Raw genomic sequence first — 23,245 nt, forward strand, 5'->3', positions numbered from 1 at the left:
ACCTTGAGAATTTATGCTATAAATACAACGTATCTTACGGAAAATGACACCCTGATAAGATCACGAAGAGCATGATATAGGATGTTATCTTTTTGTTAGTGCAAAACCAATGAAGCATAAATTTCCCTCAAGCTTTTGTACATTTTCAATAAATTGTTTTTCATTTTGCAAGCTTCTCTTGCTTCAAAAATATTCTCACTTGTCTTATATTCTTATTGCCTAAATCGTTTACAACGCTATGCTATCGTCTATGTTTTACCTTGCCCATATATCAGATGTGCACCTTTCACCTCTGCCACAACCTTCTTTATTTGAACTTTGTGGGAAACGCCTTACCGGCTATCTTAATTGGCAAAAGAAACGCAAACACAAAATGGCAACGAATGTTCTAGAAACTTTAATGGATGCCTTAAAAAAAACAAATCCTGATCACCTTGTAATCTCTGGTGATCTTGTTAATCTTGCTCTGGATAAAGAATTTGAACAAGCACGCGATTGGTTACTCACCCAAGGCCAGCCTCAAAATATTTCTGTAATTTTCGGCAATCATGATGCCTATGTCCGTGGAGCATTCCAAAAAGCCTGTACTTTCTTTCAACCGTGGATAACAGGTGATTTCCCTCAAAATCCTCCCTTTCCTTATATGCGTGTTCGCAACAATGTTGCTATTATAGGAACTTCCTCAGCCATCGCTACCCCCCCTTTTCAAGCTTCTGGTTATTTTGGCAAAAGGCAAGCGCAAGCCTTATCAAAACTTTTAAACGAAGCTGCAACACGCAATCTTTTTCGAGTTGTCATGATACATCATCCTCCTTTTCATCATGCAACGTCTTGGCATAAAAAACTATGGGGTATTGATCGTTTTCTAGATGTTATCAAACACCACGGTTGCGAACTCGTTCTTCACGGTCATACCCATCTTCCCACATTGCATACTCTTAAAGGAATAAGGGGAACAATTCCTATTGTTGGTGTCGCTTCTGCATCGCAAACTTTTGGTGATAAAAAACCACCCGCAGGCTTCAACCTATTTGCTATTGACGGCTCTCACCAACAATGGAGTTGCCAATTGCAACGTTATAGTCTTGTCAATCAAAACAATAAAATTGCCTGCACTGAAATCATTAATCTTTAAACACTTTAATAAAAACAATCCCAAAGCTGCTAAAACAAGTAAAAAACAAAAATGTTTCTGCGTTATATCCCTTTAAATAAAGGCAAACCACCAATTTGATGATAGATTGCTTTCTCTTGATATGTATTTCATCTTCTGATCATTTATGGAATGCTGTAATTCACCCCACAAGCTCTACGAGTGAACCGTTCCTTAAATATCCCGTTTAACATTATTTTTCTATGTTCGCTTGACGCAAAAGAAAATGAGATACTAACAATCCTTATTTACATATGATATACCTTTATATCTCTCTTGAAACACAATATTTTGCAACATCACAGACACTGCAGGAAAATTTTTATATAAAAGGAACAACCGTTGTACCGAGAGGCAACTTAGCCTCATTTTCAGGCTCAACATGAATAGAAATACGCACATTATCAAATTCCTTTTGAAGAACAGCTTCAATTTTATCACAAATCTGATGTGCTTCTCCTACAGACATTGCAGCTGGTACAACCAAATGAAACTCTATAAAAGTGACTCTTCCAGCAACGCGGGTAAGCAAATCATGGACTTCAAGCGCACCTTGTGCATTTGCAGAAATAAGTTCGCGAATCCGCATAGTTTCATTCAACTCAACTCCAACATCCATCAGCCCTTGTACAGCACTTCTAATTACCTTCCAGCCCTGCAAAAGAATATTAACAGCAACAATGATTGCTAAAATCGGATCCAAAATACCCCACCCTCCTACAAAACCAGCAACCAAACCAATTAAAATAGCAAGAGAAGTAAAAACATCTGTTATGAAATGCACCCCATCAGCTTTAAGAGCCGGTGAACGGTGGATATTTCCTTGTCGAATAAGAACAAAACCCCACGCGTAATTGATGACACTTGCAACAAGATGAATAACCAACCACATCCCAGGTTTTTGTAATAATTTAACGGTTGAAAGAGCTATCCATGCTTCTCTCAAAATGATAATTGCTGCAATAATGATCAGGATTCCTTCAAGAATCGCAGAAAAATATTCCGCCTTATGATGTCCGAAAGGATGATCATAATCCGCAGGCTTCATACTTACTTTAACCGCCCACCACGCTGCCAATGTAGCAAGTATATTTACGATTGATTCCAATGCATCAGAATAAAGTGCAACCGAACCAGTAATGTGATACGCCCAATATTTCAAAGCAAAAACGATACAAGCAACGAAAATAGAGTATAAAGTTAAGCTTTGTATATTGGTTTTTACATTCATAACCATACCCTCTTCTTCACTCAATAAGAAAGAACACTTTTTCAACTACATGCTCTATGGTATTTTTGACATGTCACCAATATTTTCTCAATATCATAAAAACCTACTATACAATGAACTGCTCTCGCAGCGCATCATTGTTTTGCAAAAATAGCCAAGCTATAGGATATAACATAACAAATAGAATAATGTGGGTATGACTCAAACAAGAAAAAAATTCTCTCAAAAGAAATCAAACCCATTACCCTTATGATCCATAAATTCTTGAGTCGCTTAATACCGCTAAGTTCCTATAATCGCAAAAACATCTGTTTCTTTTCTCAACCTTATTGTATTTTCTATGCTGTTTATCAAACTTTTATGCATATCAAACGCATTAAGAGAGCAGTATAATTGCACACAAGCAAAAAAGATCGCTTAGCATTCTTCTGCAATACCTTAACTATATCAAAAAATATGACTGCTAAAATAACTTAAAAACTATTTTCAGAAAAAAGAAAGACAATCACTCCCCAAAAAGAATCTGGGCATTGGGGACCCAGATTCTTTTCCCTTAGAAATTTAAGGATATGCAGAGCTTAGGAAATAGCGGGGACCTAAGACCCTGCACCCGACACGAGAACAAAAAATTGTATCGCACTCGGTATCTTTTTAATATATCAATAGTTGTGCTTTGTCAACATAAATTCTACCATAGGTTTTAAATAATAATTTTTTTGTCTCTTTCTCTTCAAAATAAAGCAAACATTTAACATCTAGCAATTTTAAAAAAAGAGCACTAAAACTCCTCATGCATTTGAATATTATAACAATCTCCGAAACTGATGATACACGTTTGAGAGACTATCAGAACATCCGCGAAAAAGATCTTGTTGGTCGGCAACAGCAATTTATTGCTGAAGGTAAGGTAATATTATCAGCATTACTGCATTCGAAAGAATTTTCTACTCTCTCCCTGCTAATAGTGAGAGAACGCCTTCCTGGACTTATGCCTCTTTTAGAGAAAACACAGCCAACATGTCCCATTTATTGCGTTCCGCAAAAAATTATGGACAATATTGTAGGATTCCATGTTCATCGTGGTATACTCGGTATAGGTAAACGCAAAATGTTACCGTCATTACAAAATTTTTTACAAAACTTACCAGAAGAAGCTTTGATTCTCGTTTTATGCGGTATCTCTAACCATGATAATATGGGCGCAATTTTTCGCAACGCCGCCGCCTTTGCCAGTAATGGCATTATCGTTGACAAAACCTCATGTGATCCCCTTTACCGTAAATCAATCAGAGTTTCTGCGGGCGCTGCTCTAAAGGTACCCTATACGCAAGGTGCTGATATGAGTAACATTCTCGAAACGCTCCATAATGCAAATTTTCATACTTATGCACTTTCCCCGTCTGCTTCATGCACTCTCAAGCAAGCAAAAACACCCAAAAGAACCGCGCTTATTTTGGGAACAGAAGGTGATGGCTTGCCATCCCATATACTAGAAAAATCAGAAACTTTACGTATTCCCATGGCTCGTGGTTTCGATAGCCTCAATGTTGCTACAGCCTCAGCTATTGCACTCGCTCATTTTTGTGATTTTGCTAAACTTCACTAACAATGATAACAGTTCAAGTGGGGAAAAATATCCCCCAATCATACCATTTTTCTTCATAAAAAGCGGTTTAAGTTTGGAAAGCAACAGCCGTTTTTGTTTCCAGATTGCACAAAATGCGCTTCAACATCACTTCAGTATCAGCAGCACGCTCTGAATGTGTCACAAACCCACCCCCAAGAACACGTGCTGCATCACCATTTCCATCATAAAGAACACAAGCTTGCCCTGGTGCTACACCATTCTCACGTTCCAACAAGTCAACGGAAAAAACACCCTCTTTATAATGTAAGCGGGCAAGATGTGGAGGACGCGTTGAACGAACTTTTACAGCCACCTCAACACCCTCAGGAGGGAAATTATCCAACCTCTCATCGCCAAGCCAATTTACATCACGCAAAAAAAGCTTATGTGTTTCCAACATTTCACGCGGACCCACAATAACACGCGCATTTTCTACATCGAGATAAACCACATAAAGTGGCTCCCCCGTTGCAACACCAATACCGCGACGTTGACCAACAGTATAATTAACAATCCCCGAATGTTTTCCTAAAACCTGCCCATCAATATGCACAATAACTCCAGGATTGGCAGCTTCTGGACGCAATTTTGTAATAACATCAGAATATTTGCCTTGCGGAACAAAGCAAATATCTTGGCTGTCATGTTTATGAGCAACAACAAAGCCCATTTCTGTTGCTATTTCACGAACACGTGCTTTCGGAAGATCCCCTAGTGGAAAACGCAAATAATCAATCTGCTCTTGTGTCGTTGCGAAAAGAAAATAACTCTGATCTCGATCATTATCGAGAGGACGAAAGAGTGCTCGATGCACACCATGGGGGCGTGAACGAATATAATGCCCTGTTGCCAAAGCATCCGCACCCAATTCACGCGCAGTCGTTAATAAATCAGCAAACTTAACCGTCTGATTGCACGTAATACAGGGCACGGGTGTCTCTCCATGTGCATAACTTTCTGCAAAAGGATCAATCACCGCTTCACGAAATCGCTTTTCATAATCAAGAACATAATGAGGTATCCCCAATGTCTCTGCGACACGGCGAGCATCTTCAATATCTTGTCCAGCACAACACGCTCCCACCCGATGTGTTGCAGCACCATGATCATAAAGCTGTAACGTAATCCCAATGACATCATACCCTTCTTTTTTCAAAAGGCCTGCAACAACTGATGAATCAACCCCTCCCGACATTGCTACGACAATGCGAGAATTCTCAGGTTGTCCTGGTAAATCAAGACTATTTAAAAACATATATTCATTCTCTATTAATGGATACCCATTGGTTCATGTTCTTATGGGCGCTCTTCATTATTCATTTATATTGTTTTTTTATCCTTTTCACAACCAAGAGCACCACTTTCTTAAAAGTGCCTGCAAACAAAAAAAGAATGATAGAAATAAGGCACAACAAAAATCCGATAAAATATTGCAATAAGCTCTTCTACGCCCTTACTTTGCACTCTTATTTTTATACGCTGACTGACTTTATTAATTTTTTTTCAACATGTTTAGTTCTTTTTTAAATTTCATGTTTTACAAACGAATCAAGTCCTTGACTCAAAGTAGAGGATAAAATGACCAATTTGATAAAAACACAAATGAAATATGTTACTGGGCCAGATGGAAGTCCACTTACAATCGCCGATCTACCGCCAAAAACAACAAGGCGCTGGGTAATCCGTCGTAAGGCTGAAGTTGTTGCAGCTGTGAGAGGTGGATTGTTAAGTCTTGATGAAGCGTGTCAGCGCTATACTTTGACCGTAGAAGAATTTCTTTCATGGCAAAGTTTAATTGATGAACACGGTTTAGCTGGATTACGAACGACCAGAATTCAACATTACAGGCACTAGCTGCCATTGATAATGATTTGATAGAGGCTCAAAAACACTTTAAAACAGCCAACCTCTTAGCAAGTTTGGCTGTTTTTAGTGCTTTCTGTTTATAAGCACTTATTTCCAAAATCTTACTTTTATCATCCAGTCATTGAGTGAGAATGAATTGCATCATCATCCGCAATTGCTTTCTTTTCCCGTGCCTCAAGAAGCTGTGCATTTTGCAACTCTGCATTAATTTCATGGAGAGTAATTTTAGCATTTGTTTTTTGAATCTGCAAATCACGAATCGAATTTATAAGATTATCACGCCTTTGCCGCGCCGCACGAGCAAAAGCAGAATAAGCAAAATGGTTCACATCATTATTGCCAGATTTGCGCTCTTCATTAATAATTTGTGCTTCTAGCTCTAACACTATTCGCTCAAATTCTGCAATCATCATCTCAAGCTGTGCAATTTCACGACGTTTTCCACGCACTTGAAACATCCTTAATCGCACTATACTTTCCTTTGGCTTCATACTCACTACTCCTCGATTGTGCCGATCAAAACGCGTTCGCACTCTTAACATCTATCTTTAATTATACTCTTTCTGACGAAAACAATCCATTTTGTAATTTAAAACGATTATTTCCGCTTTTTATTAAAGCGTCTTTGAACACAATCTGCTTTAATAAAGATATGACTCTTTCTTTACTTTTCGCCTGCACTATAGAATGAAGAGGTTTAAAGCTCAGTAAACAAAAACTAAAATCGTAAAAAACTGCTTTAAAACGATCTTTTATAAGATTTTTTTTAATCAAAGTGCATGAAAAAGTGCTTCAGTTTTTCATGCAATGAAAAGATCTGTGATTTTTCTAAAATAATTTTATAGCCTCTTTCAAAAATAAAAATATTTTGTTAACCACTATCATAGATAGTGGGGAATTCAGTGGTGATTGTTACGCGTACTGCTGAAATGTTCATAGACACTTTTATTATAAGTGTTTGATTTCATGAATTGTTTTATCAAAAGCGGTCTTTCCAGCTGTGATAAAAAAATGCTTCTTTTGATTCGGAGGAGCAAAGTGAGGGATCTAAAATGCGCGTATTATTAATTGAAGATGATAAAGCGATGACTCAAAGCATTGAATTAATGCTCAAGTCAGCAAATTTTAATGTTTATATTACTGATCTCGGTGAAGAAGGAGTCGATTTAGGCAAGCTTTATGACTATGATATTATTCTGCTTGATCTCAATCTCCCTGATATGTCAGGCTATGATGTCTTGAGAACCCTAAGATTGGCAAAAATAAAGACCCCCGTCCTCATTCTTTCCGGTATGAATGCCATTGAAGACAAGGTCCGTGGTTTTGGCTTTGGTGCAGATGATTATATGACAAAGCCATTCCATAAAGATGAGCTTATTGCACGTATTCATGCGGTTGTTCGTCGCTCTAAAGGGCATGCGCAATCGGTCATTGTTACTGGTGATCTCACTGTTAACCTTGACGCAAAAACTGTAGAAGTTGCCGGACATCCTGTTCATTTAACTGGTAAAGAGTATCAGATGCTAGAGCTTCTCTCTCTACGCAAAGGTACGACACTCACCAAGGAAATGTTTCTCAATCATCTCTACGGTGGAATGGATGAACCAGAACTTAAAATTATTGATGTCTTTATCTGTAAACTGCGGAAGAAACTGGAAGCAATTTCTTCTCATGTAAACTATATTGATACCGTTTGGGGACGTGGTTATGTGTTACGTGATCCAATTGAAGAGAACGTCCGTAAAACCGCTTAAACAGTAAAATGTACATTGTGAAATCTCGGAGTGTAGCGGGCCGAGATTTTTTCTCTGTTACAAGAAACGGCTCGCACACAAATAATCTCTTGTGTATAGAGAATATTTAAGGCTTTAGTAGTCCAAACGCCAGTTTACAAATATAATCCAAACCCTCTTTTCTTTACATTGTTTAAGCGCTTCTTTTTTGTTCAAAGCTTCTTTACACTTTCCAAAATAATACAGCCTTCTGTTTCCTCGATATTTATTTGCATATCTGTTATTTCAGCAAGGAGCAATGTGTAATAAAATTGGATGGCATGAGCATCGACAAATTCTTCTTGAATGTCTCCTTTATATAACGCAATAAAATGAGACGGAAGACGTAAAATTTTACCGGAAATTTCAAATCGAAAAGAGAGCTTCTTTTCATCCTGCAAAATCATAACAACGATTTCTCCTTCACGAGAAACTGTTGCGTTTGCAATCAATAATAAATTAAGCAAAAGCTTAACGTCATTTTTTGGTAAAAGCAGAGAAGGTACCTTCCATTTTAAAATTGCTTTTTCTTCCTTCATATATTGTTGTGCAACTTGTTCAGCAGAACGTGTATCTATTTGTCCCCCACTGGCTCCTGCAAAACCAAAAGCCAATCGTGCAAATTGTAGACGTGCAGAAGCACTTGCAACGGACAAACGCACCAATTGCAAAGCATCTTCTTCAGCTCCTCCTTCATCATAGAGCTCCATCGCATTTTGAATAGCGCCAACAGGTGAAATCAAATCATGGCAAATACGACTACAAAGCAAAGCAGCAAGATCGGTAGGCTTCAAAGAAACAGCTAACGTCATAATTATTGAAAACTCCTCGATTTAAAAATAAACTTCATTTTAAAGAAAAACTCTTAACATCCAATGCATACATACAAGGAACTTTAACAATCAGGATCATTTTTTCAGAAACAAATTCAAGAATTGAAACAAATTTATATCTTATTTTTTATTGGAATAGAATAAAAATCCTCATATTATCTTTTTGTTTGTAACTAATAAAAGGGAAAAACTCTATGGCTCTCTCTCTTCTCATGCGCTGGAACAAAACTATTGTATCTATCATCTTCCTTTTATTCGTCATCATAAACACTGCAAATGCTCAACTCCGACCAATAGAACAAAATGAACCCCATTATTCGCTGCAAGAAATTATCGATTCCGGTCATACTTTTTTTGGGAAAACTGCCAGCGGTATAGCTGTAGCAATTCAAAATATCTTTTCACAATACGGTTATCCCAATGCCTATATATTAGGGGAAGAAGCTTCTGGTGCTTTTTTTGCTGGATTAACCTATGGTGAAGGAAAAATTTTTACCAAAAACTACGGTCAGCATAAAGTTTTTTGGCAAGGTCCCTCTGTGGGGTGGGATCTTGGCGGACAAGGTTCTCGTTTAATGATATTAGTTTACGATCTTAATACTATAAATAATTTATGGGGACGCTATGGCGGTATTTCAGGTTCGGCCTATTTAATTGCAGGTGTTGGCTTTCATGTTCTTAAACGCCACAATGTTTTACTCGTTCCAATACGTACAGGAATTGGCGCACGTCTTGGCATTAATGTGGGATATTTAAAATTAACGCCCAAACCAACATGGAACCCGTTTTAAATGAACTTTTACGAATAAAGAGGTTTTATGCTTATCCAATCCTTTCTTTTTTTTATTTTTGGAGTCGCTCTTACCTCTTGGTTCCTTGTGCTTTTTGCTCCTCTTATTTGGCGCAGAGCTATTCATTTTGCGCAGAAATATGTCTCTGCACAAATCCCCTTATCACACACTGAAATGCAAGCAAACTATGATTTTCTTCGTGCACAACATGCTGTAGAACAAGTGCACAATGAACAAAAATACGATTCTTTGCAAAAAAAATATGCTCAACAAAAAATACAACTTAGCCAAGTAACAGAGCAGCTTGATCGATTATGTCTTTCTACACAAGGCACCTCTTCCTCCCCAAAAGAAGTATCCGCAATCGAACAAAATTCTGATGCAACAAATATCTTTATAATGGAAATAAAAACTATGCATGAAAAAATTGCACATTATCAGAAATGTTTAGAAAAAATTCAAACTAATGAGTTTGACAGCGCGTTGAACCAAAAACTCCTAAATGAATTGCGTGAAGAAACAAAGGAATTAGCAGCAATGTTAGCTGCCCAAATAGCATTACAAGAGGGTGAATCATCCCCTATCAACATATTGACTAAAAATTCTAAAAGTAAAAATGACCTTGCCTCCCATATTCAGAAAAAAATAGCCTCCACCCCAAAAACACCTCTTTAAATTGTCTTTTAAAATCACTTAAGTGAAAACCTAAAATGATAAATATTAACAGTCTCATACAGAGAGATAAGCTATTCTCTTAACAGAAGAGCAACCCATTCTGACTTTATTTTTTAATTACAAATCAAAAATACCTTCCAAGATAGCAGCAAAACAAAACCCACACTTAAACGACCTTTAAAAAATAAAACATCCTCTCAAGAACGATAAAAATCTCTTATTTTCTGGATAACCATATCCTGGTCAGTTTGTGTTAAATAGGGATGCATCGGTAAACTTAAAACACAATCCCCTAAAGACTCAGAAACAGAAAGAGAATTTTTTACAGAAGGAAAATGTTTATAAGCGGGCTGTTGATGCAATGGAGTTTTATAATAAACCATTGTAGGAATAGATTCTTTCTGTAAATAGTCCTTTAATTTGTCACGTTCTTTCACCTTAATCGTATATTGTGCATAAGCACACCGCACATTTTCTCCCACTTCTGGAACTGTGACAATATCTCTTAAACCCTCGGAATAACGTCGAGCAATTGCCACGCGCTTTTCCATCTCATCTTCAAAGATCTCAAGTTTTTCTAGCAAAATTGCAGCCTGAAGAGTATCCAGACGTGAATTCATACCGATACGCACATTATCATATTGCGTTTCACCTTTACCATGAAACAAAATAGAACGTAAAAGTGCTGCCAAATTATCATCATTGGTCATCATAGCGCCTCCATCACCATAACATCCCAATGGTTTTGCAGGATAAAAGCTTGTCGCGGCAACATTACCAAAAACTCCGCACATAATATTACCGCTTCTTCCCCCCATCGATTGAGCAGCATCTTCAATAACAAAAAGATTTTCCTGTACCGCGACTTTAGTAATTTGCACATAATCAGCAGGAAGCCCAAATAAATCAACAGCAATAATTGCCTTTGGTTGAAGGCGCCCCTCTTCTTTAATCATTTTGATTGTTTCACAAAGTTTTTCAACATCCATATTGAATGTATCAGGCAAAACATCCACAAAAACAGGCTCCGCTCCAACTAAAGCAACAACTTCAGCGGTTGCGGAAAACGTGAAACTAGGACAAAAAACAGCATCCCCTACACCGATATTATGAGCCATAAGAGGCATTTTCAATGCATCAGTTCCATTCGCGCATGCAACCACATGCTTAACCCCAAGATAATCTGCCAATCGCTCTTCAAACTCTGTGACTTTTGGCCCTAAAATATACTGACCACTAGCGACCACATGCGCAATTGCAGAATTAATTTTATCTTCAATGCGCATACGTTGCGCTCCAAGGTCGATGAATTGCATATTAACTCCATTGATCATCACAATAATACACGAGCATTACTTCTCTATTTTAATAAGAATTGACACTTTCTTTAATAAGAATTGACACTAGCAGCAGTTAAAATCCGTAAAACAGCAACAGCATCATCGCCATTTGTGCGAGGCGATTGACGCGTTTCAACACAATGAAGGAAATGTTGCAATTCGCAAGTAAGTGGCAAACCTTCACAAACATCAATGTAATTCAACGCATCAGTGCTAAAAGCCCACTCTTGATTCTCTTTCCAAACAGCAAAAGGGTGCAATGCTAATTTACGGTTCCAGGGTTCCATATCATCAAAAACGAGCATAGCTTTTGTGCCAACAACCGTTAAACGCCTTTCACGATAGGGACTAAGACGTGAAGTAAAAAGATGACTCCCTATACCATTTGGAAAATTCATATGAATATGCGCAAAGTCAGAATGCTTATCAATGACACCAGCCCCCTCGCCACGAACCTCAGAAGGTTCACATCCTGTCAAAGCCAAAATCATTGAGAGATCATGAGGAGCAAGATCCCATAAGGCATCACTTTGTGTATGAAATTTTCCAAAACCTAATCGGTGAGAATAAATATAACGGATATCTCCCAGTTCTCCCTTTGCGATCAATTCACACATTTTTTCAAACGCAGGGTGAAACCGTAAAATATGACCAACCATAAAAATTCGCTCATATTCACCAGCAATTTGCACTTGATGTTCAGCATCTGCTACATTTAATGCAATTGGTTTTTCAACCAAAACATCCTTACCATTTTTGAGAGCACACAGGGCATTTTCTGTATGGAATTGTGGAGGCAAAGCCAGCACCAATGCATCAATATCTTTACGAATAAACAGATCTTCAGGCGCAATGGCTTCAACCCCATACATGCAAGCAAAGCTTTCAGCACGCTCCACATCCATATCAGAAACTGCTGCGAGAGCCCCAAGTTGTTGGAGTGTTCGTATATGATTCCCCCCCCAATGACCGCATCCTAAAACCGCTACACGTGGCACCATTTTTATGCTTTACCCCTGCCAATCAATAAAAAAATATATTTCTCTTCATTCCATATCGGGGATGAAATAGAATGACAAGAGAAAAGCTTAAAAACGATGCTTGACATCTTACTATTCTACCTCTTATATCCGCAAAAGATAAGATTGGTTGCAATGATTTTATCTGTTGCGGCGGAGTAGCTCAGTAGGTTAGAGCAGAGGAATCATAATCCTTGTGTCGGGGGTTCAAATCCCTCCTCCGCTACCATCTTATTTCCAAAATGCTTCTTAAAAATTTTTATTGTTTGTCTGTTGCACCTTGTCAGCGTTTTTTATTTCTAAGGCTCCATTTAAAACGATAAATTGACGCTTAAAAAAACATCAACAGTTACACAAAACAATTTAGCAGCTTCTCATAAAGAGAGCATTATACTTTATTATATGGATAGAATCCGCTGAGTATGAGAATCTTTTTTGCTCTTTCTATGATTTTGGGCTGATTTTGAAACTCATTTCATTTTTGATTTTTGTATCAAACTTCCATTTGAAAATAACGCATTTAATGGTAAAAATATACATTAAGACAGTATATTCGTATGTATTCCTCTCTTATTCCATCTTTCCCCACTAAGTATAAAAACTCATATCAACCGATATTTATAGCTGAGTTTTTTCAAGGTGCTTTCCAAGGTTTTTTAAAGACTTTTCAAAGGATATTTTAAGCCACCTGATCTTTTTGTAAGAACTTCCCCTAATTTTTCCCATTCTGATTCTGAAATGGCAACATCAAAAATCTTTCTTTTGCATGATTGCAGCTATACAAATACCGTCATTTTCCTTCATCATTTTTCTTTTTGGTTTTTAGGGTACCTTTATTTATTCTTTCCTCTTTTAGCCTAAATCGATTAAGCTTAGCATAAAATAATGCTTACAATTCATAAAAAACAGAAATATAATATAACTTTATATTTTAAATATATTATCAATTTCAGTTAAATACAAATAGAACAAATTATAACATTAAATAAAAACATTTGGTATTTAAATATAATTTATTATTATACTTTACATAAAAATAACCTATTCATTCTCACAACTGTCATCCATATTGATAATCCTTCTTGTAGGCGGGGGAGGAATATATGGGCTTACAAGTCAAGGAAAATTCAATGTCTAAAAAATCTCTTTTATCCTGCACAGCTGCCATAGCTGTCATACTGTTTAGTACTCATTTCAATGCAAATGCATATGCCGAAGATCTTAATGCTGGTAGCGGAGAAGTAAAAGAAAATGAATCTGGCAAATCCTATGATGCAATTAAGGCAACAGACGGTGGCAAAATTAACGGCAAAGATTTAAAAATAACTCCCTCTGATCTCGAAAAATTCCCCACTGCTGTAGAGTCAAGTGATGCTGGTAGCGAAATTAATTTAACCGGCACAACAACTCTTGAAAAAGTTAAGGAAGGACTTCTCGCACAAAAAGGGGCAAAATTGTTAGCGAAAATTTAACAATAAACGGAAGCAGTTTTGGTGTAGTAGCCAAAGGTTCTAATAGCAAGATTGCGTTAACCGGCACAACAATTATTAAAAACGTCACAGACCACGGTTTTCTGGTCGTAAATGGTGCAATCGTTGCTGAAGATTTAACACTCATTGGTTCTGAAGCCCAAGAAACAAAGAATTCTGTTGGTATAGGAGCCTACACACCTAATAGCAAAATTGAATTAAATGGCAAAACAACTATTGAAAAATTTAAAACCGGACTTGAGACCAAAAATGGCGGCATAATTAACATGACAAGTGGCTCCATTACGGCTTCTGAAATTGGTGCTTCCTTCAGCTCTAGCAAGGATAAGAAAAACACACTGGAGAATGTGAACATATCAAGCAGCAAAAATGACGCTTTGATGGAGATGGGAATAAGTGCCGAAAAAAGCACTGTGACTTTAAATAATGTAACCGTCACTAAAGCAGACCAAGGCATATTTGCAAATGATCATTCGACAATAACAATCTCTGGAGGATCATTTGAGGGAAAAACTCATGGGGTATATGCTCAAAACGGCAGCACCATTACTTTAAAAGACAATACGACTGTCTCATCATCCGGTGAAAATGGACTCCATGCAGAGGGTTCAGGATCTAAGATCACAATGGCAGGAGGAACAGTAACAATAAAGAATGAAGAAGCCATATTATTAAAAAATGGAAAAACCGCATTATCTGCGCAAAAAGGTGGACAGATTGATGCCACGAATGTTTCTCTAACAACAGAAGGCAAAGGAACCGGTGCAGTTGCACTTGGTCCTGATAGCAAAATTGAATTGCATGGCGATATAACGATTCATAATACTTTAAACGGTCTTGGAGCAGTTGATGGTGGTAAAATCACCAGCGAAAACTTAACAATAATCGGTGGTGACGCAATTGATCAAGACCCCGACAAAGAACGCTCTGGTGTATGGACAGCAGACTCTGGCAGTGAAATTAAATTAACGGGCAAAACAATCATTCAAAATGTTGATGAAGGTCTTTATGCAGACGGTGGGAGTAAAATCACTAGCGGAGATTTAACAATAACCGGTGGTGAAAGTAAAAAAATAACTGTTGGTGTAAACGTCGCGGAAGCTGGTAGTATAGTTGAATTAAAAGGTAAAACAATCATTCAAAATTTTGATTTTGGTCTTGCTGCAGAAAATAATAGCACGATTAAGATGATTAAAGATGATATTGAAGAAGAACAGAGTGCAAGAGAAAATAAAATAAATGCAAAAAAAATTGCACTATTCGTAGCAGCTGGTGGACATATTGATCTGAGGGATGTTTCTCTAACAGCAGGAATCAGCGGCTTGCAGTTCTTAGGTCTCTCTGATACAGAACTCGATGAATCAAAATATCAAAGTACTGAAATCAATTTAACCAATGCAGATATTCACGTTGAAAATGGCACTGGAATTCTGATTGGAGCTTTTACTAAAAATAACGTTGAAGATACTCAAGGCTTTTCAGTCGGTACTGTCAATCTCACAAATTCAAAAATCCATACCGATGTTTTATTAAGGGATAATATTATTTGGAATAAAAAATTATTTGATGAGAAAGATTTTAAGGTGATGTCCAACGGCACCTTCACATTAAATGCAGATCATTCCACTCTAGAGGGCAGAGCAACAATTGCTAAAGACAGAAATGTCCACTTTGATCTCAAAAACAACACCATATGGACATTGAAGAACAGTGCAAAAGAAAAAGATAAAGATGACAATCTGCTTGATATCGCACAAAGATCGCGTTCTGATATTTCCACGCTTAATCTTGATAATAGCTCCATTGTTTTTAGCAAACCAACTGAAGAACATTACCATACCTTGCATATAGGTTCTGGTAAACCAGATACATCAGCAGTCTACAATGCAACAGGAGACGCACAAATTCACTTCAACACGAAATGGAGTGATGGCATAGCAAGCGCCGATCAAAAAACCGATAGACTTTTGATCCATGGTGATGTGGAAGGCAAGACAGCGGTTTATGTCACAGGGCGTTTAGAGGAAAACAATGTTAAAGCAAACACATCTGCCTCTGCAAATGTGCGGGGTGTTTCACTTATTCAAGTTTCTGGAAAAGCACAAGAAGACTCTTTCAAACTCGTCAATGGCTATACCACAAGAAATGGTTCACCGGATATGTACACGCTGCGTGCCTATGGACCAGAGTCAAGCCAAGGCAAAGCCAATGTTGCGCAAAACCTCTTTGATGAAAAGAACAAAGATTTCTGGGATTTCCGTTTGCAACCTGAAGTTCTTGAAACGAGTTCTGGTTCTGGCCCAAGTGTAGGCGCCCTTGTACCACAAACGGTAGGCTATATCGTCATGCCCAATGCTCTCTTCTATAGTGGATTGACTGATATGGCTAAACAAAATGCGCTGTTAGCCAATATGAGAACATCTGTCTTGGGAAAAGAGGAAGAGAAAAACATTGGTTTCTTCCTTTACACCTATGGAAGTATAGGAACCTTATCCTCTGAACGTGGTCCTCTCAAATATGGTTATGGCGCGGATCTTCGCTATGCTGCTCTACAAGGTGGTGTCACATTGGCAGCAATTGAAGGACAAAACTCCACAACACATTTCGGTCTTGTCGCAACTTACGGACAATTGTCTTTCACGCCAAAGGATATGCAAGATGCTGGGAAGAACACATTAGACAAATGGTCTCTGACAGCCTATGGCAGCTCCCAGTATGACAATGGTTTCTATATTAATACACTTTTATCTTATGGCGTTATCAAAGGCGATATTACCAATGCCATCATTGGCAAAACCGCAAAATTGAAAAATGCCAAGATGTTGAGTATTTCCACCACTGTTGGTAAACAATTTGCAACTGGAACGGAAGGCTTAATATTCGAGCCGCAAGCACAACTTGCCTATCAACACTTGATGTTTGACACCATTACTGATGCCAATAATTTCACCGTTGATATGAACAATCCTCATCAATGGATGATCCGTGTTGGTGGGCGTTTGACCAAAACCCTTTCCACTGAAAACAACCGTCCTCTGTCTTTCTATGGAAAAGTCAACTTGATCAAAACATTTGGTGATGATGGTACCATCCAGATTGGCAGAGACTTTAACCTTGATCCTATGGGGGCTGCGATTGAAGGCGGCGTTGGCATTAATGCGCAACTCTCCCATAATTTCTCTCTTCATGGTGATGTCAATTATCAACAAAAGCTTCAAAAAATCGGTATATCTGGAGCAAGTTTTTCTGGGGGAATACGCTATCAGTTTTAAAGCAAAACTGTAACAACAAGCCTCTTGTTATTTCTTTATCACAAAGGGCAGCACAATGTGCTGCCCTTTGTGTATAAAATTTATTTTTCTTGTCTTTAAAAATCTCTTCTCACTTTTAAAAAGTGAACAAAGACAGTATTTTTCAATAATTATTATCAATCATTAATAAACTTATTAATAAGTTCCTTATTCTATAAATAAAATCTAATTTTTATAAAATAATAATAAATATATACTATTAAAATAATCATTTTTTCAATAAAAACAGTATTAATAATAATAAATTTGTTATTTATTTGTATTAATACTTAAAATCATAAAATAAAATCTGACAAATAATAAAATTATAAGTAAAAAATAGTCCCAACATATCAGAAAAATCACACACGCTATAAGGAATCCATGTCTTACAACACGCTATACCTTGGAGGAGTACAATATTATAGCCAAAATTCTTTCAGAAAATTTATCACTGATAAAAATCCTATAATATAAGAACAAAATACAAAAACCTATATCGCAACAACAATATGGAGCATCTCCAGAAATCTAAAATAGAAAGAAACTTATTTTCTCTTCTGTAGAAGCTCTCATACCCTTTCTTCTCTATGAACAATAGGCTCAATACTTGCTTCAAAAAACATTTTTGTATAGTGATGTTGTGCGTGCAAATTGCGCAAATCATCATTGCTAAGCTCTTCAAGAATAACCCCTTTATGCATAATTCCAACACGTTCACAGATGTGTGCAACAACAGCAAGATCATGGGACACCATCAAATAAGTGAGTTTTTTTTCCTCTCGTAATGATTTCAACAAGTTTAAAATTTCGGCCTGTACCGATACATCCAATGCAGATGTCGGCTCATCAAGCAGCAAAACCTCTGGTTCAATAATGAGAGCACGGGCAAGAGCAATACGTTGACGTTGTCCTCCCGATAACTCATGCGGATAACGATAAAGAAATGACGAGTTTAAACCAACAGAATTTAAAACATCCCGTACCCGCTCTCTTGGATTATCCATACCATGGATTTTGAGAGATTCAGAAAGAACAGTATGAACCATTTTTCTTGGATGCAGCGAAGCATAAGGATCTTGAAATACCATCTGAATTCGGCGTAGAGACTCCTTATTCCTTTTTTTGGCTACCTCTTTCCCATCAAAAGTGAAACGCCCACTATAGTCTGAAATAAGTCCAACCAATGTATTCAAAATAGTTGATTTTCCACATCCTGACTCACCAATCAACCCATAAGCTTCACCACGCTTAATATGAAAATTAACATTTTTAACAACTGTTACGGACTTATGTCTATGCCCAAAGGTTACAGATAAATTAGACACATCAAGTATATTCGCACAATGGGTCATGGAGCAACTCCTTCAACACCATTAACAATTGTAGGATTATGCAACCAATCAGGATCACGTTCAGGAACAGCCAAGACATCAACAGGATTATCAAGCCGTGGCAAGCTTGCTAACAGAGCTTTAGTATAAGGATGACAAGCGCGAGACAAATCACGTGCGGGCAGTTCTTCTAATACACGACCTGCATACATAACCAAAACACGATCACAAAAATCAGCAATCATATTCAAATCATGACTAATAAAAATAAGTCCCGTTCCAGATTGAGTCACAAGTTCATCCAACACTGATAAGACTTGGCGCCTTACTGTAATATCAAGCGCAGAAGTTGGTTCATCTGCAATAATGAGATCAGGTTTAGGAATAAGCATCATAGCAATCATCACGCGTTGCCCCATGCCACCTGATATTTCATGAGGAAAAAGACGCATCACATGTTCAGGATCACGAATATGAACAGATTCCAACATAGAAATTGTCTTGTTCCGCGCATCAGCTTTTGAAACACGGTAATGAATACAGTAAGCTTCCATAATTTGCTGCCCAATCCGTATTAACGGATTAAGTGAATATTTTGGATCCTGTAAAATCATTGAAATACGTTTACCCCGAATAGTTCGCATCTGAGGTTCACTTGCGCGCAATAAATCGATACCATCAAAATGCATTTTTTTAGCTTTGATCATTGCTGCTCTAGGACTCAATTTGAGTATTGCGCGCCCAGTCATTGATTTTCCAGACCCGGATTCGCCAACAATTCCAATTTTTTCCTTTCCCACGGAAAAACTAACGCCTCGCACAACTTCTGAAAGACCGCGCACTGTAGGAAAAGAAATACGTAAATCTTCTATCTCTAATAATTTTTTAGCCATTACGTGGATCCAATAAATCACGAAGCCCATCGCCCAAAAGATTGAAAGCAAGGCTTGTTAACAATATTGCGCAACCTGGTATCGCCGCTAACCACCAATTTGTCATCATAAATTCGCGCCCAGATGAAAGCATTGCACCCCATTCAGGGCTTGGCAGTTGAGCTCCTAGCCCTAAAAAACCAAGACCAGCAGCCGTTAAAATAATTCCAGACATATCTAACGTTAATCGAACAATCACTGAAGGAATACACATCGGTGCAACATGAAACAAAATAATTCGCAAAGTAGAAGCTCCTTGCAAGCGAACAGCAGAAACATAATCAGATGAACGTATCGTTAAAGTTTCAGCACGCGCTAAACGTGCTATTGGTGGCCACGCTGCAATTGAAATTGCAATAGATGCATTTTCAATACCTGGTCCCAATGCTGCTGAAAAAGCAAGAGCCAAAATCAAACTTGGAAAAGCGAGAAAAATATCAACAATACGCATGAGTACAGTATCAACCCACCCTCCTATATAGCCAGAGACAGTCCCAACCATCAGCCCTATCGGGCCTACAATAATTGTCGTGAGAAAAACAATATAAAGAGTAATACGTGCACCAAAAATGAGGCGACTAAAAATATCACGCCCCAATTCATCTGTCCCCAAATAATGCAACAAAGATGGAGGCTGCAATCGATGAGCAAGGTCATTACTAACAAAATCATCTGTAGCAATCCAAGGAGCAAAAATTGCACACAAGATAATAACTAGAATAATCATCAGTCCGACTACTGCCGAAAGATTATGCAAAAACTTGATGAATGCGTGAAAAATTCTTTGGACATTCGCTTGAAACATTGACCGCGGAACAGTTTCATTTAACCAACCGCCCAAAGAAAATGACGATTGTGATTTATGATGATTTATTATTGTCATATTCAACGTGTCCTTGGATCAAAGATTCGATAAAGCAAATCAGAAAATAAATTAATGATGACAAAGAAAAAACCTACAAGCAGAGTACACCCAACAACTGCATTCATATCTCCAGCCAAAAGAGCATTTGTCAAGTAATGCCCAAAACCAGGCCAAGCAAAAACCGTTTCTGTTAATACAGCACCTTCTAATAAAAAAGCATAAGACAGCGCAACCACAGTGATAATCTGAACAGCAGCATTACGAAAAGCATGCCCCCACACCGTTCGTGCTAACGATAATCCCTTCACACGTGCAGTAATGATATATTCCTGATTGAGCTGTTCAATCATAAATCCACGAGTCATACGACTAATATAGGCCATAGCACCGAATGCTAAAATTAAAGCAGGCATAATAATATGGCTAAAAGCATTACAAAAAGCGTCCCACTGTCCCTGACGAGCAGTATCCCAAAGAAAAAATCCTGTTTTGGGTTCAAAAGAATATTCATAAATAAAATCAATACGTCCTGGACCACCAATCCAGCTAAGCTTGGCATAAAATACCAATAACGCCATTAATCCAAGCCAAAAGGTCGGGGTGGAATAGCTGAGAAGTGTAAAAGTACGGACAAAATAATCGATAAATGAATCGCGATACATTGCAGCAAAAACACCAAATGGAATACCAAGGCTTGTACCAATAATAATAGCAACCGTGGAAAGCTCTAATGTTGCAGGAAAGACACGCATAATATCTTCTAAGACAGGACGCCCTGAAGTTAAAGCATCTCCAAAGTCAAACAAAAATATATTGTGAAGATAATTCCAATATTGAACAATCAACGGCTTATCAAGACCCAACCTATAAAACATTGCATCATAAGCTTCCTGACTAATATTATCACCAAGAATAGCAAGGACAGGGTCTAAAGGGAGCAAATGACCAATAAAAAAAGTGATAGTCACTAAACCAAGCAATGTGACAAAAACGGAAAGAAGCAACTTCAATCCCTTGAAAAAAAAGTCCCATACAAACATTTTTTTCTGCTTTTGAGATACTGCTCTTTCAGATTCCGGAAATGGCACAACCATTATAATATCCCCCTCCATAGCAACCAAACATAAAGCTAACACCTTTTTTATATATTAAGAAAACCCTCATAAAACATGTTTTACATGAACATGTCTATTTTTATTTTTCTGTATCATTGTAGTAAAGTCTAAAACTATTCCAAACCCATTTTTTTACTGCAGCCCTCATACCGACGGTATAATATGTCTGAAACAAATAAACCATAGGACCATGTTCCAACACATAATGCTGTAGAGCATGATACTGTGAAATACGCTTTTTTTGATCTTGCTCAAACAAAGCATTCATTACCATTTTATTGACATTTTCATCATAATACCCAGCGCGCCAAGCCAAATACATATTATGTTTTTTTGTAAATGTTGGATCAGGATTAAAAACATGATTTAATGAGGCGGGATGCCCATCAGGATCAGCACTCCCCCACCCCATAAGAGCAGTATCATAATTTCCACCACGCACACGATTCAGCAATTGATTTTGTGCCATTTTTTCAATTGTAAACTCAACACCAATTTTACGTGCATTGGCTTGGATAGACTGTGCAACAGATGACATATAACTAAGACTACCGACTAAAAGGTTAGCCTTAAAACCATTAGGATATCCCGCCTCACTGATTAACTGTTTTGCCTTTTCTAAATCTAACTTAAACGGCAACCCCTCTTTTTCATCCAAAGCACCCGGAATCCCTAACGACATATAAGTTGCACGTGGAATCCCTATACCCTTTAAAACAGTACTACCAAGACCTTCGTAATCAATCAAATAACGCAACGCCAATCTGACCTTTTCCTGAGCAAAAATTACATTTTTATTGTTCAGTGATAGATAAATAATCTGCGGTCGCAAAACACGGCTAATTTTGACCGGCCCCCCCTGCTTTTCAATATCCAAAACATCCTCTGAAGAAAGATCACGTGCTATATCCACATCTCCTTTTTCCAAAAGAAGTCTCTGGCTTGCTGATTCAGCAACATGCTGCACGACAATCTGCTTAATTTTAGGCACTCCTCCCCAATAATGTTGAGTAGCCTTTAATACAACTTTTTCTCCCGGAGACCAACGTACTAATTTATAAGGCCCAACACAAGCCGAATGGTTAACCAAATATTTATTACCCATATCCCCATTAATACTCTTTGCTTCAATTGTTTTCCGATCAAGTAAAGCAGACGCATAAGATTGTCCAATCACTGTCATTATAAGTTGGACAGGATAAGGCTTATCTAATTTTAATTGTAAAGTTCTATCATCAAGAGCCTGAATATTTGTTTCGATATTGTCTTTCGTGAATCCATAATCCATCAAAGATTGAGCATAATTCAATCCCAATCTAATAATTCGTTGCATTGACCACGCAAGATCTTGTGCTGTTGCAACTCTTCCATCATCAAATTTTAAATCATCACGAAGATAGAAAACTATTCTTTTTCCATTATCTAGAACATCCCAAGATTTTGCCATAGCAGGACGAATTTGTGTGGGATCACGCTTATCATATTGTACTAACGCACTGCAAATATTCGTCAATAATTCACTCGTGACAACTTCAACCGTTTGCGCTGGATCAAAACTACTAATGGAATCAATATTCCATGCCATGACCAACGTATCTTTAGGTGATGCACTTAAAACTGACGAGAGAGAACCATTTAAAAAACCGATAACGCCTAATAAAACACAAAAATTTTTCAATCTTGCTTTTTTTCTCATTGTACCCTCTTCTTTTGCATTTTATTTTTTTCATACAAAACACTTCTGATTTCTCTATTTGATCGATTGCGTAGCACAGTGAAAACATTCGCTTTACTGACCAAACATCCATAAAATAAATTTAATCAAGGTGCATACTCAATATCCCACAGTAAACAGACATCTACAGACATATTACTTTCCATACTACTGAACATTACTTCCCCTCAATAAACT

Annotated in this window: 19 protein-coding genes and 1 tRNA gene; 9 read left to right on the forward strand and 11 right to left on the reverse strand. The window is 37.6% G+C overall.

The genetic code is table 11. From position 1 onward, the window contains the following. Positions 1-238 precede the first annotated feature (238 nt). Positions 239-1,135 (forward strand): metallophosphoesterase family protein, encoded by an 897-nt coding sequence (locus NPX99_RS03695; protein ID WP_269030536.1) that lies wholly within the window; start codon positions 239-241, stop codon positions 1,133-1,135. 340 nt (positions 1,136-1,475) lie between these two features. Here the strand turns inward: NPX99_RS03695 and NPX99_RS03700 are convergent, their stop codons facing one another. Further along, a complete protein-coding gene (locus tag NPX99_RS03700) occupies positions 1,476-2,384 on the reverse strand; it encodes a cation diffusion facilitator family transporter (RefSeq protein WP_269030537.1) in 909 nt (302 codons plus the stop codon). Between the two features lie 790 nt (positions 2,385-3,174). On the opposite strand from NPX99_RS03700, the gene NPX99_RS03705 reads away from it, so the two are divergent. After that, positions 3,175-3,990, forward strand: coding sequence for a TrmH family RNA methyltransferase (locus NPX99_RS03705; RefSeq protein ID WP_269030539.1), 816 nt, complete (start codon positions 3,175-3,177; stop codon positions 3,988-3,990). A 67-nt stretch (positions 3,991-4,057) separates the two neighbouring features. Here NPX99_RS03705 and mnmA read toward each other — a convergent pair whose 3' ends face one another. Continuing rightward, a complete protein-coding gene (gene mnmA, locus NPX99_RS03710; protein ID WP_269030541.1) occupies positions 4,058-5,266 on the reverse strand; it encodes a tRNA 2-thiouridine(34) synthase MnmA in 1,209 nt (402 codons plus the stop codon). A gap of 323 nt (positions 5,267-5,589) precedes the next feature. Here mnmA and sciP point away from each other — a divergent pair, with 323 nt between their 5' ends. After that, complete coding sequence (gene sciP, locus NPX99_RS03715) at positions 5,590-5,865, forward strand: CtrA inhibitor SciP (protein WP_269030543.1); 276 nt, start codon at positions 5,590-5,592, stop codon at positions 5,863-5,865. Positions 5,866-5,987: 122 nt separating this feature from the next. Here sciP and NPX99_RS03720 read toward each other — a convergent pair whose 3' ends face one another. Further along, positions 5,988-6,368 (reverse strand): flagellar export protein FliJ, encoded by a 381-nt coding sequence (locus NPX99_RS03720; protein ID WP_269030545.1) that lies wholly within the window; start codon positions 6,366-6,368, stop codon positions 5,988-5,990. Positions 6,369-6,929: 561 nt separating this feature from the next. On the opposite strand from NPX99_RS03720, the gene ctrA reads away from it, so the two are divergent. Continuing rightward, positions 6,930-7,631 carry a response regulator transcription factor CtrA gene (ctrA, locus tag NPX99_RS03725; protein WP_269030547.1) on the forward strand — a complete coding sequence of 234 codons (702 nt, stop codon included), beginning with the start codon at positions 6,930-6,932 and terminating at the stop codon, positions 7,629-7,631. A 191-nt stretch (positions 7,632-7,822) separates the two neighbouring features. On the opposite strand, the gene chpT is transcribed toward ctrA, so the two are convergent. Continuing rightward, entirely contained in the window at positions 7,823-8,461 is a 639-nt protein-coding gene (chpT, locus tag NPX99_RS03730; RefSeq protein ID WP_269030548.1) for a histidine phosphotransferase ChpT, read from the reverse strand. A gap of 215 nt (positions 8,462-8,676) precedes the next feature. On the opposite strand from chpT, the gene NPX99_RS03735 reads away from it, so the two are divergent. Together NPX99_RS03735 and NPX99_RS03740 are read left to right on the forward strand one after the other, a co-directional pair. After that, a complete protein-coding gene (locus NPX99_RS03735) occupies positions 8,677-9,273 on the forward strand; it encodes a DUF1134 domain-containing protein (protein ID WP_269030549.1) in 597 nt (198 codons plus the stop codon). A gap of 27 nt (positions 9,274-9,300) precedes the next feature. Next, entirely contained in the window at positions 9,301-9,948 is a 648-nt protein-coding gene (locus NPX99_RS03740; protein ID WP_269030550.1) for a hypothetical protein, read from the forward strand. Between the two features lie 197 nt (positions 9,949-10,145). Here the strand turns inward: NPX99_RS03740 and NPX99_RS03745 are convergent, their stop codons facing one another. Together NPX99_RS03745 and NPX99_RS03750 are read right to left on the reverse strand one after the other, a co-directional pair. Then, complete coding sequence (locus NPX99_RS03745; protein WP_269030551.1) at positions 10,146-11,264, reverse strand: DegT/DnrJ/EryC1/StrS family aminotransferase; 1,119 nt, start codon at positions 11,262-11,264, stop codon at positions 10,146-10,148. A gap of 71 nt (positions 11,265-11,335) precedes the next feature. Then, positions 11,336-12,289 carry a Gfo/Idh/MocA family protein gene (locus NPX99_RS03750; RefSeq protein ID WP_269030552.1) on the reverse strand — a complete coding sequence of 318 codons (954 nt, stop codon included), beginning with the start codon at positions 12,287-12,289 and terminating at the stop codon, positions 11,336-11,338. A 170-nt stretch (positions 12,290-12,459) separates the two neighbouring features. Here NPX99_RS03750 and NPX99_RS03755 point away from each other — a divergent pair. The 3 genes from NPX99_RS03755 (at position 12,460) to NPX99_RS03765 (ending at position 17,069) form a co-directional block, all read left to right on the forward strand. Continuing rightward, a tRNA-Met gene (locus NPX99_RS03755) sits at positions 12,460-12,536 on the forward strand. Positions 12,537-13,437: 901 nt separating this feature from the next. Beyond that, a complete protein-coding gene (locus NPX99_RS03760; protein WP_269030554.1) occupies positions 13,438-13,779 on the forward strand; it encodes a hypothetical protein in 342 nt (113 codons plus the stop codon). 284 nt (positions 13,780-14,063) lie between these two features. Continuing rightward, on the forward strand, positions 14,064-17,069 hold the full coding sequence (locus NPX99_RS03765) for an autotransporter outer membrane beta-barrel domain-containing protein (RefSeq protein WP_269030556.1): 3,006 nt from the start codon (positions 14,064-14,066) through the stop codon (positions 17,067-17,069). 590 nt (positions 17,070-17,659) lie between these two features. On the opposite strand, the gene NPX99_RS03770 is transcribed toward NPX99_RS03765, so the two are convergent. The 5 genes from NPX99_RS03770 to NPX99_RS03790 form a co-directional block, all read right to left on the reverse strand. Beyond that, a complete protein-coding gene (locus NPX99_RS03770; RefSeq protein WP_269030558.1) occupies positions 17,660-18,442 on the reverse strand; it encodes an ABC transporter ATP-binding protein in 783 nt (260 codons plus the stop codon). Then, the gene (locus NPX99_RS03775) at positions 18,439-19,314 is read right to left on the reverse strand and encodes an ABC transporter ATP-binding protein (RefSeq protein ID WP_269030560.1); all 876 of its coding nucleotides are present in this window, start codon (positions 19,312-19,314) and stop codon (positions 18,439-18,441) included. The genes NPX99_RS03770 and NPX99_RS03775 overlap by 4 nt, the downstream gene beginning before the upstream one ends. Further along, positions 19,307-20,236: an ABC transporter permease gene (locus NPX99_RS03780; RefSeq protein WP_269030562.1), complete on the reverse strand. Its 930-nt coding sequence runs from the start codon at positions 20,234-20,236 to the stop codon at positions 19,307-19,309. The genes NPX99_RS03775 and NPX99_RS03780 overlap by 8 nt, the downstream gene beginning before the upstream one ends. A 2-nt stretch (positions 20,237-20,238) precedes the next feature. Further along, positions 20,239-21,312 carry an ABC transporter permease gene (locus NPX99_RS03785; protein ID WP_269030564.1) on the reverse strand — a complete coding sequence of 358 codons (1,074 nt, stop codon included), beginning with the start codon at positions 21,310-21,312 and terminating at the stop codon, positions 20,239-20,241. 100 nt (positions 21,313-21,412) lie between these two features. Next, positions 21,413-23,029, reverse strand: coding sequence for an ABC transporter substrate-binding protein (locus tag NPX99_RS03790; protein ID WP_269030565.1), 1,617 nt, complete (start codon positions 23,027-23,029; stop codon positions 21,413-21,415). Positions 23,030-23,245 lie beyond the last annotated feature (216 nt).

The organism is Bartonella sp. 220B, assembly GCF_026930205.1.
GTDB lineage: Bacteria > Pseudomonadota > Alphaproteobacteria > Rhizobiales > Rhizobiaceae > Bartonella.

Excerpts from the sequence above, each read along its gene's own strand:
- NPX99_RS03695 (WP_269030536.1), top strand. The coding sequence starts at position 239 with ATGCTATCGTCTATGTTTTACCTTGCCCATATATCAGATGTGCACCTT.
- NPX99_RS03700 (WP_269030537.1), bottom strand. The coding sequence starts at position 2,384 with ATGAATGTAAAAACCAATATACAAAGCTTAACTTTATACTCTATTTTC.
- NPX99_RS03705 (WP_269030539.1), top strand. The coding sequence starts at position 3,175 with ATGCATTTGAATATTATAACAATCTCCGAAACTGATGATACACGTTTG.
- mnmA (WP_269030541.1), bottom strand. The coding sequence starts at position 5,266 with ATGTTTTTAAATAGTCTTGATTTACCAGGACAACCTGAGAATTCTCGC.
- sciP (WP_269030543.1), top strand. The coding sequence starts at position 5,590 with ATGACCAATTTGATAAAAACACAAATGAAATATGTTACTGGGCCAGAT.
- NPX99_RS03720 (WP_269030545.1), bottom strand. The coding sequence starts at position 6,368 with ATGAAGCCAAAGGAAAGTATAGTGCGATTAAGGATGTTTCAAGTGCGT.
- ctrA (WP_269030547.1), top strand. The coding sequence starts at position 6,930 with ATGCGCGTATTATTAATTGAAGATGATAAAGCGATGACTCAAAGCATT.
- chpT (WP_269030548.1), bottom strand. The coding sequence starts at position 8,461 with ATGACGTTAGCTGTTTCTTTGAAGCCTACCGATCTTGCTGCTTTGCTT.
- NPX99_RS03735 (WP_269030549.1), top strand. The coding sequence starts at position 8,677 with ATGGCTCTCTCTCTTCTCATGCGCTGGAACAAAACTATTGTATCTATC.
- NPX99_RS03740 (WP_269030550.1), top strand. The coding sequence starts at position 9,301 with ATGCTTATCCAATCCTTTCTTTTTTTTATTTTTGGAGTCGCTCTTACC.
- NPX99_RS03745 (WP_269030551.1), bottom strand. The coding sequence starts at position 11,264 with ATGCAATTCATCGACCTTGGAGCGCAACGTATGCGCATTGAAGATAAA.
- NPX99_RS03750 (WP_269030552.1), bottom strand. The coding sequence starts at position 12,289 with ATGGTGCCACGTGTAGCGGTTTTAGGATGCGGTCATTGGGGGGGGAAT.
- NPX99_RS03760 (WP_269030554.1), top strand. The coding sequence starts at position 13,438 with ATGTCTAAAAAATCTCTTTTATCCTGCACAGCTGCCATAGCTGTCATA.
- NPX99_RS03765 (WP_269030556.1), top strand. The coding sequence starts at position 14,064 with ATGACAAGTGGCTCCATTACGGCTTCTGAAATTGGTGCTTCCTTCAGC.
- NPX99_RS03770 (WP_269030558.1), bottom strand. The coding sequence starts at position 18,442 with ATGACCCATTGTGCGAATATACTTGATGTGTCTAATTTATCTGTAACC.
- NPX99_RS03775 (WP_269030560.1), bottom strand. The coding sequence starts at position 19,314 with ATGGCTAAAAAATTATTAGAGATAGAAGATTTACGTATTTCTTTTCCT.
- NPX99_RS03780 (WP_269030562.1), bottom strand. The coding sequence starts at position 20,236 with ATGACAATAATAAATCATCATAAATCACAATCGTCATTTTCTTTGGGC.
- NPX99_RS03785 (WP_269030564.1), bottom strand. The coding sequence starts at position 21,312 with ATGGTTGTGCCATTTCCGGAATCTGAAAGAGCAGTATCTCAAAAGCAG.
- NPX99_RS03790 (WP_269030565.1), bottom strand. The coding sequence starts at position 23,029 with ATGAGAAAAAAAGCAAGATTGAAAAATTTTTGTGTTTTATTAGGCGTT.